Consider the following 15,125-nt stretch of genomic DNA (forward strand, 5'->3'; position numbering starts at 1 on the left):
CATGACGCTCGATCACAAGATTATAGAAAATAGGATCTCGTGTGCAAACAACAGTGCCAAACAAATTAAAGAGGTGATTCATATGTATCTAGTCGGTATAGACATCGCTAAATACAGTCACCAGTGTTTTATGGCTACAACACATGGTGAAATTATCAATGAATTTTCATTTGATAATAATTCTAATGGGTTTAAGTTACTACTTAAACATTTAAGTGCTCTATATCAATCTTTAGAAATAAAAATAGGTCTTGAAGCTACGGGACACTACGGCAATACTTTAAAACAATCATTAAGTACAAACGGTTATACCTTCTTAGAGTTTAACCCTTATCTTGCCAAACATTTTTTTAAATCCACCACGATAAGAAAAACTAAAACTGACAAGGTTGATGCACGATTATTATCAAGTATGTTAGCGTCTGTAGACTACAAGACCTTACATACTAAATATTATCATATTAATGAATTAAAATCACTTACTAGAGCTAGAAATAGTTTAATTGAATCTAGATCAAATGCTTTAGTACAAATAACTAATGCTCTAGATATTATCTTTCCAGAGTTTAAATCTCATTTTAACAATAGATTAGGCCTTACTGCTCTTTATATTCTAAAGAAGTATAAAACTCCTGAAAGAATTAGTAAATTAACTAAAACACATTTTGAAACAATTTCAAATAAATCAATGGGTAAATTTACCTATCCAAAGTTTTTAAAACTTAAGGAATTAGCTAGTGATACCATTGGTATAAAATCTAATTCTATCGTTACAGTTATGTTAGTTCATATTGATTTATTCTATTCCATTAATAGTAATATTGAAATGCTAGAAACTGAAATTAAATCTATAATGAATTTAACAAATTGTAAAATGATTACTATTCCAGGCATATCCTTGATGTCTGCTGCTACTATACTTGGTGAAGTTACGGATTTTAATAACTTTTCTAATTCTTCCAAACTAATAGCATTTTCTGGTTTTGATATAGCTATACATCAATCTGGAGAATCCATGTCTTATGGTAGATTAGTTAAGCGTGGTTCTTCTTTACTTCGAAAGACTATTTGGAATTTAGTCATCGGAAGTATTAGATTAATACCTGAAATTACTGAATACTATCATAAGAAACGTGCTGAAGGAAAACATCGTAATATTATCTTTTCAGCAATATCTCGTAAACTAATTCGTATCATATATCATTTAGAATCTAATAATATTAATTACGATAAAAATAAGATTAGATAAACATTATGTAGCCAATTGTTTATTTAATAAATCATTTTTTATTAACCTAATACTTTCAATTAGGTTTTTTAGTCTTTATATATTTATTCACTTGACTTATTAATAGTTATCTCCTTAAATTTTTTAGAAATTTGTTACATTTAAAGTAACATTAGTATTTTTGCTTATTAATTGTGAAATAGGGCAACGCTCATCAGTCTCTTTTAAATATTGCTTCATTTCATTAAGAGGCATACCTTTTATTTCAATATAACCATTGACTTCAAAATAATATCTTTTTAATGCTTCATTATGTTTTAAAAAGACATCAACTCTAACTTCAATTTCATTTTCAATCGATTTACTTCTAAGAACTGTTTTTAAAGTCGAACTAAGACATGTAGCCCATGCTAGTGCCAAAAGTTCTTCAGGATTAGTTCCATTACGATCTTTTTTAGTTACATGATCAAGTTTCACTTCAATTCCATCAATGATATGAGCAGTACCTTTCGCTCCATCGGAATTCACTGCAGTTGTCTTAAAAATATAGTCATTCATCATTTTTCAACTCCTTAATAACAATTATACAAGAAAAATACGATTTGATGTTAAAAAAGAAGTTTGATATTAAAGATAAATGCTATAATAGAGGCATAATTATAAAGTGAGGTATTTTATGCAAGATTTAAAACTTAATTATAAGCGAACGATTTACATAGGATTAGCATTTTTTTTAATAACAATGTTTTGGCAAACATATGATGGGATAATTGCCAAAGTTTTAATTGACAAGTTTGGAATGAGTCAAGCAACTTCTGGAGTTGTTATGGCAATTGACAATATTTTAGCAATCTTTATGCTTCCATTATTCGGACTATTATCTGATAAAACGAGAAGTAAATTAGGTAAAAGAACACCTTTTATTCTTATTGGAACATTGATTGCAGCGGTTGCTTTTGTTTCACTATCATTTGTTGATCATAAACAAACGTTAGTTGTGCAAGAAGCAGGAATAGTTGAAGAGTATAATCGAATGTATGATGAGATTAACCGAAAAGATGGAATGACTAAAGCAGAATGGAATTTAGTATTCTATGATGAAGATTTTAAATATCCGGAATTAACTAAAAAGTATGAAGTTATTGCTAGTAAATATGCTGATAGTGATATCATTAATAAGTTTGATCAAAGAGATATAAGTGATATTTATTACAATTCACTAAGTAATAGAGCATGGGAAGAAACACGAAAAGATTCAAAGAATTTAGTAATGTTTATTGTTTTACTATTCATTGTTTTAGTTGCAATGTCGCTCTTTAGATCACCTGCGGTTGCTTTAATGCCTGATGTGACATTAAAACCATTAAGAAGTAAAGCAAATGCGATTATTAATTTATTAGGTTCGGCTGGTGCGGTTGTTTCTATAGGGATACTTACGGTCTTTGGCTTATCTAAAAAATCATATGTTGAATACACTCCAGCATTTATAGCAACAAGTATTGTTATGTTAGTAGCTTTATTAATCTTTATGTTAAAAGTTAAAGAAAATAAATTTAGAGATGAGTATCAAGAGTTAAGTGTTAAATATGGTTTAGAAGAAAAAGAAGATGAAGAACATACTGAAAAGAAAGTATTAACAAAAGCAGAAAAAACTTCAATGTTACTAATATTAATGTCAGTATTCTTTTGGTACATGGGATATAATGCGGTTATTTCCAAATTATCAGACTATGCCCCAAAACAATTGAACATGGATTTTGCATTACCTTTATTAGTAGCTCAAGGTGCAGCGATAGTTTCATTTATACCAATTGGAATACTATCAAGTAAATTTGGACGAAAGAAAATGATTTTATTTGGTGTTGCATTACTAGCAATTTGTTTTGGATCTGCTTCATTCCTAACTGCTCATACAGGTGGCATACTATATATCATATTAGCATTAACTGGTGTTGCATGGGCAACAATTAATGTTAACTCCTTCCCAATGGCAGTAGAACTTGCAACTGGTAAGGATGTTGGTAGATTTACTGGATATTACTATGCATTCTCAATGGCTGCACAAATTATAACTCCGATTATTTCGGGATTACTAATGGATAAAATGCAAAGATCAGTATTATTCCCATATGCAGCATTCTTTGTTGTATTATCATTTATAACAATGATTTTTGTGAAACATGGAGATGTTAAGATTGCTAAAAAGGGCTTGTTAGAGAGTTTTGATGTCGAAGACTAATCGTTTTAATAGACTAAAAAAATGACTAGTGCTATAATTGTTCTTGAAGTAAAATAACAAGGAGAATCAAACATGAAAACATTAGTTGTGTACGCACACCCATGGGATGGAAGTTTTAATCACTTTGTGTTAGACAAAGTCTCAGAATTATTAGAAAATCAAGGAAAGACTGTCGATGTAATCGACCTAAACAAAGATGGATTTGATCCAGTAATGCATCCAGCAGATTTAAAAGTATTCGCTAGAGGTGAGTATCATGATGAACTTGCTAAGAGTTATGTAGAAAAATTAAAAGCTGCTGATGAATTAGTATTTGTATTTCCAATTTGGTGGTATGGTGAACCTGCAATCTTAAAAGGATTTTATGATAAAGTCTTATTAAAAGGTCAAGTTTATCACGAAGTTGATCATCAAATGAAAGGTTTATTAAATACTAAGAAAGCAACAATTATTACAACTGCAAATATTGATAAAACAATATTCTCTTATTTAGGTGATCCAATTAAGAATGTTCTTGCAGGTGGAATATTAAAAACTATTGGTGTTGAAAACTGTGATTGGATTCACTGCCCAACAGTTCACGTAGAAGAAGCAAGAAATAAGTTCTTATCTGAAATTGAACAAAATTTTGCATAATAGATAGTAAGAAGTATTGAAATTTAGGTTTCAATACTTTTTTTATTTGTAAAACTAAAATTTAAATTATAAAAAAAGATCATCCTTGAAATTGAATGATCTTAATTATTTTATTCACTTAGTTTTTTATTTTCAATTTGATGTTGTAAAACCCATTCATCATTTTGGAAATCAACAATATATTTTTCATTAGGTACTAATTCATTGCTTAGTATTTTCTTAGCTAAGAATGTTTCAATTTCTTTTTGAATATAACGCTTTAATGGTCTTGCTCCATATTGTTCATTATAGCCATTATTCATAATATTTTTCTTAACTTCCTTAGTAAAATGAACAAGAATATGATTACTAAATAATCTTTCTTGTAATTCTTTAAGTAATTTTTCAGTAATTCTTTCTTGTACTTTAAAGTCTAATGGATTAAACATAATAATATCATCAATTCTATTTAAGAATTCTGGTTTGAAAGTTGCTTGTACTAATGACATAACTTTCTTTTCGGCATCAATATCTTTTTCTAATAAGAACGAACTACCTAAATTTGATGTTAAAATAATTACAGTATTTTTAAAGTCAACAACACGACCTTGGCTATCAGTTAATCTACCATCATCTAAGACTTGTAATAAAACGTTGAAAACTTCAGGATGTGCTTTTTCAATTTCATCAAATAAAACGATTGAATATGGTTTTCTACGAACTGCTTCAGTTAATTGACCACCTTCATTATATCCGATATATCCTGGAGGAGCACCGATTAATTTAGCAACACTATGAGATTCCATATATTCACTCATATCGATTCTAACGATTTTATTTTCGTCATCAAATAATAAATCAGCTAATGCTTTAGCAGTTTCGGTTTTACCAACACCAGTTGGTCCTAGAATTAAGAACGAACCGATTGCACTATTTGCTGCTTTAATACCTGCTCTTTGTCGAAGAATTGCCTCACTTACAAGTTTAATTGCATGATCTTGACCAATAACACGAGATTTTAGTTTTTCTTCTAATCCTAAAAGTTTTTCACGATCTCCGCTCATTAATTTTTGAACAGGAATGTTAGTCCATTTATAAACTACTTCAGCAATTGATTCTTCAGTTACAGTTTCGGTTATTAATTCATTATTTTCAATCTTTTTACTTAATTCAATAATTTTCTTTTCAGTTTCTGGAATTAAGCCATATTGAAGTTCAGCAGCTTTTTTATAATCACTATTTCCAAAAGCAATCTGTAAATCATTTTTATATTTTTCGAGTTGGCTTTTAACCTTTTTAACTTCTTCAACAGATTTTTTTTCTGTTTCCCATTGTTCTCTAAGAGTCTTTTCTTCTAAACGTAAGCCTTCAATTTCATTTTTAACATCACTTAAGCGTGTTTTTGATAATTCATCTTTTTCTTTTTCTAATGCTGATCTTTCGATTTCTAATTGAAGTAATTTTCTTTGTAAATCATCTAATTCAACAGGCATTGAATCAATTTCAATACGAATAGAAGCACAAGCTTCATCAACTAAATCGATTGCTTTATCAGGTAAGAAACGTTCTGTTATATAACGATTAGATAATGTAGCAGCAGCTATTAAAGCTTTATCACTTATATTAACCCCATGATGTGCTTCAAAGCGGTCTTTTAATCCACGTAAAATACTAATAGTATCTTCAACAGTTGGTTCGTTAACCATTACTTGTTGGAAACGACGTTCTAAGGCTTTATCTTTTTCAATGTATTCACGATATTCATTTAGAGTGGTAGCACCAACACAATGTAATTCACCACGTGCTAAGAGTGGTTTTAACATGTTAGAAGCATCCATTGCGCCATCTGCTCTACCAGCACCAACAATATTATGAATTTCATCAATGAAAAGAATAATATTTCCATCGGATTCTTTAATCTTTTTTAGAACAGCTTGAAGTCTTTCCTCAAATTCACCACGATATTTAGCCCCAGCAAGAAGTGATGCTAAATCTAATTCATAAACAATTTTGTCTCTAAGTCCAAGTGGAACATCTTTATCAATAATTCTTCTTGCAAGACCTTCAACAATTGCTGTTTTTCCTACACCAGGTTCACCAATTAATACTGGGTTGTTTTTAGTTTTTCTTGATAATATTTTAATAATACGTCGAATTTCATCATCGCGTCCAATAACTGGATCAATTTTTCCAGATTTTACCTGCTCGTTTAAATTACGTCCAAATTTATCTAAGACATTTGGATCGTTTGTATAATCAGGTTGTTGTGTAAAGTTCATATATATCCCTCCTTACATACGAATATTATATAACTTCTTTTTGGCACTGTCAAGTAAAGAGTGCTAAAAAGTGGAAATTATATTATTTGCTATAAGCAAATTGATTGTCTTATTTGAACTTATTATTTACAATAATAACAAATGAAAAGAAGGATGATGATTTATGAATAACGAATATCGCGTATTATTGTATTATAAGTACGCTAATATAGAAAATCCAGAAGAATTTAGAGATGAACACTTAAAATATTGTAAGGAACTTGGAGTTTTAGGAAGAATTTTAGTTTCAAAAGAAGGTATTAATGGTACTTTATCAGGAACTGTTGAACAAACAAATCAGTACATGGAAGATTTTAAAAAAGATCCAAGATTTAGTGATACAATGTTTAAGATTGATGAAGCAAGTGAACACGCTTTTGAAAAGATTTTTGTTAGAGCAAAAAAAGAATTAGTTAATTTAAGTTTAGAAGACGATGTTAATCCTCTAGAAATAACTGGTAATTATTTGAAGCCTAAAGAATTTTTAGACGCAATGGTTGATCCTAATACTGTTGTTATAGATGCTAGAAATGATTATGAATATGACTTAGGGCATTTTAGGGGAGCAGTTAGACCTGATATAAAGAATTTTAGAGAGTTACCAGATTGGATAAGAGAAAATAAAGAAATTTTAGAAGATAAAAAGATTCTTACATATTGTACTGGTGGTGTAAGATGTGAAAAATTTTCTGGATGGTTAAAAAAAGAAGGATATGAAGATGTTAATCAATTACATGGTGGAATAGCAACATACGGAAAAGATGAAGATACTAAAGGAATGTTGTGGGATGGTATGATGTATGTATTTGATAATAGAATTAGTGTTCCAATTAATCAACACGAACATGTTGTTGTTGGAAAAGACTATTTTGATGGAACCCCACAAGAAAGATACATTAATTGTGCAAACCCTGAATGTAATAAACAAATTCTTACTAGTAAAGAAAACGAAGATAAGTATTTAGGAGCATGTAGTCATGAATGTCGCATTCATCCTAGAAATAGATATGTTATTAGAGAAAAACTATCAAATGAAGAGGTTGAAAGACGATTAAGACTTATAAATAATACTAAAATGTCATAAAACTTTTAAAATACCTTGTTTTTTCTTTAGAATATAGTAAAATATAAGAAAAATGAAAGGGATAAGAATAAATGAAAAAGAAAAGAATTTGCCTAGAACATTAGCTGTTTTAGGTTTTGTAGTGAGTCTATTAGGTATTGTTTTATCAGCAGCAACTAATCCACAAGGAACAACAACACTTCCTGGATTAGATTTACAATTATCAGCAACAGGATTAATAGGAGTTTTAATTGCTGTAGCATTCTTGTTTGCTAAAAATAATGTAGTTGAAAAAATTGGTTATGGGATATTAGCAATTAACGCAACAGTAGGAATTGCAAATATTTCAGCTAGAGGTATTGAATTAACTTCAATAGCAACTGTACTAGATTTAGTAGTTATGATATTATTCTTAGTAAGTTCAGTATATTACTTTGTAGTAGCTTGCTTAGATTATTTTGGATATTCTAAATTCGGAGTAAATGGAAAAGAAAATACTAAACTTGGAACATTAAAAGGATGGAATAAACTTGTTGAAAACAATACTTTAACTAATGAAGAATATGATGTAGTTAAAAAAGTTGTTTTAAAGAGTGATTTATCATCAAAAGCTTTTAGCGAACTTGAAGATATGAGAAAACTTTTAGAAGCAAGATTAGCATCAGCAGATGATTTAAAAGCATTTGTAGCATCAATTAGTAAATAACATGAGAAACTGCATTAATTGCAGTTTTTTTATTTCTTAAGTAGTTAATATATATAAACTCATATAAGTGTTTGCCATTGACAAAGGGCTAGTAAAACGCTATAATAATAAGGCGTGAATAAATGGCCCCGTAGCCAAGTGGTAAGGCATGGCTCTGCAAAAGCTTGATCATCGGTTCAAATCCGTTCGGGGCCTCCAAATAAATCTTTGATTAGTATGAAAGGTGTGTTTATATGGATATATTTGATTTTTCGTATGAATTTCCGTCCACAATTGAAGAACTAGATAAGTTTAATGGAAAAGAGTTTGAAATTTTTCTTTTGGAATTCTTTAAAAAGTTAGGTTTTTCAACTAGAATGACAGATGACACCAATGATAAAGGTATTGATTTAATTGTAAAAATGAATAGTGACAGTGCTCAAAAAATAGTTGGAATTCAAGCTAAAAGGTGGAAAAGTAAAGTTGGAGCAGATGAAATTAGAAGTATGTTAGATGGGCGAGCACATTATAATTTAGATGAAGTTTGGATAGTAACAACAAGTGATTTAACATCTGCAGCTAAAACTACTGCAATGAATAATAATATTGAAATTATTAATAGAGATAGAGTTGAAAAATTTTTAGAAGAACTTAAGAAAAGAGAGAATGTTAAATTTCGTCAAAAGAATGTAACCAAGAGTACCGATGTTATTTTAAATACAGCAACTGGAAATAAAAGTGATGTAAAAGATGATAAACTTTTCGAAGATTTAAAAGAACTAAGAACAACTCTTGCAAAGCAACATAAACTTTTTCCTGTTTATCTTGTTTATAACAATGCAACGATTGAAGAAATTGTGTTGAAAAAACCTTTAACATTAGAAGAACTTAAAGATATTACGGGCATAACAGAAAATAAAATATCTCTATTTGGTAAAAATATTTTAGAATTAATCACTAGATACAGTGAAGATAGCAAAATTGAGATTAAAAAAGAATTAATTTTAGAAAGACAAAAAATTAGTAAGTACAATAATTTAAAGAATGAATATGCTGCTTATAATGACGTTGTTCTAGAAGATCTAGTTAAAAAACTTCCTACTACATTAGAAGAACTTAAACAAATTAAAGGCTTTAAACTTGATAATGTTGATTTGTTCGGAGAATATTTAATAAAAGTAATTAAAAGAATAAAAAATATCATTTAAAATCGGCTATTTAAAATAACTTGGGATATGACCCATAAAAATATTAAAGAAGGATTTCTAGAATTATAGAAATCCTTCTTTTTTTTGACGCTAAAAACAATTATTTTTTTGATATAGTTAATTCAACATCTTTGTTGATTGAATACAGAACTCTAGATCTAAATCTATTAAGATTAGTATAAATATTACGAAGAGAATATATATCATTTAATTCTTTATTTGAAGATAGTAAATGAACTAAAAGTGTTTTTGAATAAAAAATAAGAAGTAGCTATTTTCTTTATAAAATAAAATACTAGAAATTGAAGCTAAAAAAGGAGTCGAGGAGCGTACTAGAAAAATAGGTTCAGAGTCTTATCGAATTGGATATATATCGGTTTTTTTTTTCTGGGGTGTGTAGATAATAGTTGATATTTATCTGTTTTCCAGAATTTCTGTAATACCTTTGTCTTTCATAAAATCATCAAAAGTAACTTCTTTTATTGATTTTAGAACTCTTTTAAATATACTTTTAATCATTTTATTTTTAGTTTTAATTCTTTGATTCATATTTTTAATATTATGATACGCTAAATAGTTTTGCCTATAAACGAAAAAATTCAAATAGTGTTGTAAGTTTTTAAGTTTATATCCAGAATGTTTATAGAGAAATCTTTTTAATATACTATGATAATTGTCTACCATTATGGTTGAATATTCTCCAGTTTCATCTTTTCTTCCATTGATATTTTCCACTTCAAATTGATTCATGAATTGATATGTTTTAGTGTTCCCGTCATGAATAAATTTTTCAACTTGTCCAATATTGTCAGTGAAATTATCAATGAATTGCTGAGGGAGAGGCATTGCTCTGGATACTACTTTAGCTACAGATACACCATATATATTTACCATTGTGACTACACATAACTGGTTAAATGAGAGACCTCTAATACCTTTACCATCTGGTCTAACATGTTTATAGGGTTTTTCTCTAATACTAATGAATGTTTCATCAATTACGATCACTCCACTTATCTTCAAGTTTTCTTGATAGTTCTTTAATGAATGAAATATAATATATCTATAATATAAAACTGTTTTAATATTAATATCAAGATTTCTTGCAATAACTTCCAGCGTAACATCATCAATCATAAAAGCTATTAACTTTTTGATTTTATAATCACTTAACTTAAGATGTTTCATTGGAGTCTTATCAATTATGAAAGTTTTTAAACAACTCTTACATTTATATCTTTGTTTATTATTTTTGTCTTTTCCATTTTTTATTAAACTGTTAAAAGAACCACATAGATCACAGTTTTGGTTCTGCATTGACGTCCCTTTCTACTATAAAAGCGAGTGTTTTATCCTAAAGGAACGTCGCCAAACAATCCAGGAATAAAACACTCGCTTTTATAGTTCCTTTATTAAGATTGTTTGGCATTATTATTATAACATTGTTTTTATTTTTTTATAATGGACTTAAAGCTTTTGTTATCGTTATTTAAGCATAGTCATCAACTATTATCTCCACATCCCAGTTTTTTTTTGCTATATAATTGCATTTTTTAGTTATAGACTTAATAAAGCAAAATGAAAGCATGCTACCGCAGTACATGTTAATTATTGCCACACTACAGTTATTTCCAAGCATATATAAATTTATCAAAATCAAAGAAAAAATAGAAGTTTTATTCATTATATTTGCATCTATTACAAGTATACTTTCTGCTATTCAATATATCCGCGAAATAATATAACGGAAAAACTATCATTTAAAAACAGAATTAGAGTAGCAAGAGCTGAAAAAGAAATCTACAAGATGAATTAGAGAAAAGTTTGGTGTGTCCCGTCAAACAATTAGTGCGATTGAAACATGACAATTTAATCCAAAAGCCAAATTAGCACTTTTAATATGTTATGCTCTTGATAAGAATTTTGAGGAGTTATTTTATTTCGAAAGTTCTAATGAAAATAGATTCGTATAATATTTGTTGATATAAAAGTAATTTAAGTGGAAAATTACTAATATAATATTTGAAGATGATTGCAAGAATAATCATGTGATTAAGTGAAAAAACAAGTGAGGGGAATTCAAGATGGCGAAAAAACAAGTTGATGTGCAAGGAATTAAAGTTTCATACATAAAAATAAAAGATAATGATTACATATCATTAACCGATATTGCTAGAGTTAGGGAAAGCGAGTTTCCAAGCACAATCATTCAAAATTGGATGAGAAATAAAAATACGGTAGAGTATTTAGGTGTTTGGGAAAAACTATACAATCCCAATTTTAATTCCATCGAATTCGATAGAATTGACAAAGAATCAGGCAGAAACTCATTCATGTTAACGCCAAAAAGATGGATAAGTGCTGTTAACTCCATTGGAATCATCACTAAACAAGGTAGATATGCCGATACACTTGCTCATAGAGATATTGCTTTTAAGTTTGCTGGATGGCTTTCAGTTGAGTTTGAACTTTATATTATCAAAGAATTTCAACGCTTAAAACAGGATGAAAGTAAACTAATTGAGTGGAATGCTAAAAGAGAACTGGCAAAAGTTAATTATTTAATACATACAGATGCAATTAAAGAAAACTTGATTGTGTCTGATTTGAAAAAAGAACAAATCAATTATGTCTATGCCAATGAATCAGATATGCTAAACGTGGCGTTATTTGGATTAACTGCATCAATTTGGGCAAAGAATAATCCAGATAAAAAGGGTAATATGCGTGATTATGCAACCATCGATCAGTTACTAGTCCTTTCTAACTTAGAAAGCTACAATGCAATTTTGATTGAACAAGGATTAAAGCAAAGCCAAAGAATTGTTCAATTAAATCAAGTTGCAAAAAAACAGATTGAAGTATTGTCAAATAAACCTAACGGTCTTAACAAAACAATGAAAACATCTGGTTAAAAAGTAATTAGGTAAGAAGTACTTACTTTTTTTGTTTTTTTGGGGATAGGTTTGCTCAAACGGATTTGAACTTACCTCAGTGAATTTGAAAAAGAACTGAACAATGTCAACTCAACTGTATTTGACACAATTATTTAACCAATGATATAATGATAACGAGGGTAAAAGAATGAGACAAAAATATGACAGTGTGTTTGCAGATTCAAAATATAATTATTTCTTAACGAGCAACAAGGTGGAAGTAAGAGATAACGATAATAAGAAACAGCATGTGTTTAAAATTAAAAATGTGTCATCGGTTATTTCAGATGTCGAATATAATTTTATAGCTTTGACAACAACAGAGACAAAAATATACTTATACGATTTTACTTTTAAGTTATTAGAAATATTTAGCTTAGATCAAGAAGTTTTTTCAGTACTGTACGATAAAAAAAGTAGATTAATCATTTCATCATTTACAGATATATCTCATAAAAAAGCAAGTATCTTTACAATCAATCCTATTTTAAAAAAATTAAATATAAAAACAATTCCAGGTTTAGCTGTGTATTCCCCTTATAAAGTCGATGGTGATACAATTATAATGATTAAGACTATTATTGCAGATGAAATGAAAAAGGCATTGCTCATTCACTTGGATAAAACTAGTTTAGAAATAGTGGAAGTATTAGAAACAGCATTTGATGGTGGATTATTTACACTGATTAATCATGGACCATATGTGTATGATTATACTGGCATATATAATTTTGAAGATAATCAATTCATTTATTTTAAGGATTTGAATATTAAATCTAACCATCTAAGAATTATAAAAGAGATAAACAATAAGTATATTTTTATTTTCTATGAAGAAGTGTTAATCTATGACAAAAGTTTTAAACTGATCAGTAAATATAAAAGCAAGACTACTACTAATGCAGTATTTGGTTTATTAGAAGATGATGATACAATCCTTGATGTTTTAGTTGAAAATGGTACTGAAATCATTGTAATGAATAATAGAGTTGAATTTAATGATGTATCAAATTCAATATTAGGTATTTATTGAGACATGTAATAGATCTAGTCCGGTTAATTCTGGATTTTTAGATCTTTTTTTTATATCATAATATATTTGTTCAAACTCGTCTAGAGATAGATTTCCTAAAGCTTTTGGATGTCTATAATAATTATAAAATTTAATGTATTTGTCAAAGAATTCTTTGAGTACATTTAAATCTAGATAACCCCTTCAATAGATTTCCTCTTTTAGGATTACATTTGTTAATATATAACTAGGTCAATAACTAAATATGAGGTTAATGTACCAAATACGTATGAAAATAACATAATAGGACTAGAAATATAGCGAGTTAATAATGCATTATATGAAACGGGTATTATATATAAAAATAAAAAAAAATCAAAACAAACCAACGTTTCAATACAAGAATTCTGTGATATACTTTTTTTGAAGCGGTTATTAAAAAGAATATCACTTTCCCCATACATAGATAGTTTTGTTTTAAAGAAATTGATTCAATAAGTTCATATGATTTAATTTGAGATAACAATTCGTCAGATAAATATGAGATAGATAATAATATAGGGCGACTTTAATAGATGCTTGATAAGTAATGCATAAAGTATCTTTAAATTTTGATTCAAATGTGATAGAATTTTAATAGAGTACTTTTATCTTTTATTGAGTTTGGTCACTTGCAATTATACGAGAATAACTATTCTTTTTATATATTAAAATCAGTGATTATAATAAAAAAGGTGTAGGTCAAAACTAACTAGTCCTAGTTACTTTTGGCACTACCAGAATAATAATACGGGGAAAATAGGTGAGCAAAAGATTAGAATATTTAAGGATGCAATAATCAGTGTTTATGCATTCTTAAATGAGAAAATGATGTAATTATATGGGTAATAGACATACAAATAGTGAAAGATTAAGTAAACAAAGGATGGACGTCTTTATGAAGAAAAAACTAAATGAAATGACATTAGAAGAACTATGGGAATTGTTCCCAATATCTTTAGTTCCTCATAAAACATGCTGGAGTGAATGGTTTTATGAAGAAAAAGAACTTCTTGAAGATTTACTAACTAATGTAAAAACTTTGAAAATTGAACACATAGGTAGCACCACCATTTCTACAATATACGCCAAAAATATTGTAGATATACTTATTGAAGTTGAAAATGAAGATTATATTAAAACAAGTAATCTTTTATCTAATAATGGTTATATTATTATGTATCAAAAAGAAAATAGAGCAGCACTAAATAAAGGATATACTGAAGATGGGTTTGCTGAAAAAGTATTTCATGTTCATGTAAGAAAAAAGGGAGATATAGACGAACTCTATTTTAGAGATTATCTTATCGAATATAAAGAAGTAGCAAAAGATTATGAGAAATTAAAACTAGAGTTATGGAAACGATATGAGCATGATCGTGATGGTTATACTGATGCTAAAACAGAGTTTATTACTAGCATAACAGAAAAAGCAAAATCACTGTATCACGGCAGATACTGAAACTATTTAATAATTGCCATTTATGAACTCTTAAATAGGAAAAACATATACTTGTATGGGTAATAGATTGGTAAATATTGGAAAAATGAGTAATTAGAATTTTTTCTTAATAGAGTGATTTAAAGTAAGCAAAATGCAATGTAAATGTTCTATAAGGATGGTAATAATATGTCTTATGAATTTTCAATAAATAAACTATCTGAAATGATTAGAAGTATACGATGTAAGTTAGATAATAATGATGAATCATAAATAGTGTTTAATACGACTTGAAAAGAAAGTAATAAACTTGATGTAAAAAGTAAGAAGTGAGGAAAAAT

The 15,125-nt window shown here is 28.3% G+C and carries 12 protein-coding genes, 1 tRNA gene and 2 pseudogenes; 11 read left to right on the plus strand and 4 right to left on the minus strand.

Going from position 1 to position 15,125, the window contains the following annotated elements; all coding sequences use genetic code 11:
• Window positions 1-82: 82 nt before the first annotated feature.
• Entirely contained in the window at window positions 83-1,249 is a 1,167-nt protein-coding gene (locus EXC62_RS04570) for an IS110 family RNA-guided transposase (RefSeq protein ID WP_035375600.1), read from the plus strand.
• A 123-nt stretch (window positions 1,250-1,372) separates the two neighbouring features.
• Here the strand turns inward: EXC62_RS04570 and EXC62_RS04575 are convergent, their stop codons facing one another.
• On the minus strand, window positions 1,373-1,786 hold the full coding sequence (locus EXC62_RS04575) for an OsmC family protein (protein WP_162140129.1): 414 nt from the start codon (window positions 1,784-1,786) through the stop codon (window positions 1,373-1,375).
• A 118-nt stretch (window positions 1,787-1,904) separates the two neighbouring features.
• On the opposite strand from EXC62_RS04575, the gene EXC62_RS04580 reads away from it, so the two are divergent.
• Window positions 1,905-3,467 carry an MFS transporter gene (locus EXC62_RS04580; protein WP_052589732.1) on the plus strand — a complete coding sequence of 521 codons (1,563 nt, stop codon included), beginning with the start codon at window positions 1,905-1,907 and terminating at the stop codon, window positions 3,465-3,467.
• A gap of 72 nt (window positions 3,468-3,539) precedes the next feature.
• Window positions 3,540-4,103 (plus strand): NAD(P)H-dependent oxidoreductase, encoded by a 564-nt coding sequence (locus tag EXC62_RS04585; RefSeq protein ID WP_026390208.1) that lies wholly within the window; start codon window positions 3,540-3,542, stop codon window positions 4,101-4,103.
• A 110-nt stretch (window positions 4,104-4,213) separates the two neighbouring features.
• Here the strand turns inward: EXC62_RS04585 and EXC62_RS04590 are convergent, their stop codons facing one another.
• A complete protein-coding gene (locus EXC62_RS04590; RefSeq protein ID WP_052589734.1) occupies window positions 4,214-6,361 on the minus strand; it encodes an ATP-dependent Clp protease ATP-binding subunit in 2,148 nt (715 codons plus the stop codon).
• Between the two features lie 163 nt (window positions 6,362-6,524).
• On the opposite strand from EXC62_RS04590, the gene trhO reads away from it, so the two are divergent.
• From trhO to EXC62_RS04610, 4 genes are all read left to right on the plus strand, one after another.
• On the plus strand, window positions 6,525-7,484 hold the full coding sequence (gene trhO, locus EXC62_RS04595) for an oxygen-dependent tRNA uridine(34) hydroxylase TrhO (RefSeq protein WP_026390209.1): 960 nt from the start codon (window positions 6,525-6,527) through the stop codon (window positions 7,482-7,484).
• Window positions 7,485-7,536: 52 nt separating this feature from the next.
• Window positions 7,537-8,169 (plus strand): hypothetical protein, encoded by a 633-nt coding sequence (locus tag EXC62_RS04600; RefSeq protein ID WP_026390210.1) that lies wholly within the window; start codon window positions 7,537-7,539, stop codon window positions 8,167-8,169.
• A gap of 124 nt (window positions 8,170-8,293) precedes the next feature.
• Window positions 8,294-8,367, plus strand: a tRNA-Cys gene (locus tag EXC62_RS04605).
• Window positions 8,368-8,402: 35 nt separating this feature from the next.
• Complete coding sequence (locus EXC62_RS04610; protein ID WP_052589737.1) at window positions 8,403-9,356, plus strand: restriction endonuclease; 954 nt, start codon at window positions 8,403-8,405, stop codon at window positions 9,354-9,356.
• Between the two features lie 414 nt (window positions 9,357-9,770).
• On the opposite strand, the gene EXC62_RS04615 is transcribed toward EXC62_RS04610, so the two are convergent.
• Together EXC62_RS04615 and EXC62_RS09195 are read right to left on the minus strand one after the other, a co-directional pair.
• Window positions 9,771-10,544 carry an IS1595 family transposase gene (locus EXC62_RS04615; RefSeq protein ID WP_162849126.1) on the minus strand — a complete coding sequence of 258 codons (774 nt, stop codon included), beginning with the start codon at window positions 10,542-10,544 and terminating at the stop codon, window positions 9,771-9,773.
• 27 nt (window positions 10,545-10,571) lie between these two features.
• Window positions 10,572-10,673 (minus strand): annotated as a pseudogene (locus EXC62_RS09195) (IS1/IS1595 family N-terminal zinc-binding domain-containing protein); the annotation flags it as partial.
• A 454-nt stretch (window positions 10,674-11,127) separates the two neighbouring features.
• Between EXC62_RS09195 and EXC62_RS09165 the strand changes: the two are divergent.
• The 4 genes and pseudogenes from EXC62_RS09165 (at window position 11,128) to EXC62_RS04635 (ending at window position 14,805) form a co-directional block, all read left to right on the plus strand.
• Window positions 11,128-11,329: pseudogene (locus tag EXC62_RS09165) on the plus strand (helix-turn-helix transcriptional regulator).
• Window positions 11,330-11,440: 111 nt separating this feature from the next.
• Window positions 11,441-12,271 (plus strand): KilA-N domain-containing protein, encoded by an 831-nt coding sequence (locus EXC62_RS04625; RefSeq protein WP_026390678.1) that lies wholly within the window; start codon window positions 11,441-11,443, stop codon window positions 12,269-12,271.
• 169 nt (window positions 12,272-12,440) lie between these two features.
• A complete protein-coding gene (locus EXC62_RS04630) occupies window positions 12,441-13,325 on the plus strand; it encodes a hypothetical protein (protein ID WP_162140235.1) in 885 nt (294 codons plus the stop codon).
• 916 nt (window positions 13,326-14,241) lie between these two features.
• Window positions 14,242-14,805 (plus strand): GrpB family protein, encoded by a 564-nt coding sequence (locus EXC62_RS04635; RefSeq protein WP_035375775.1) that lies wholly within the window; start codon window positions 14,242-14,244, stop codon window positions 14,803-14,805.
• Window positions 14,806-15,125 lie beyond the last annotated feature (320 nt).

The sequence above is a fragment of the Haploplasma axanthum genome (assembly GCF_900660745.1).
GTDB classification, from domain to species: Bacteria; Bacillota_I; Bacilli_A; order Acholeplasmatales; family Acholeplasmataceae; genus Haploplasma; species Haploplasma axanthum.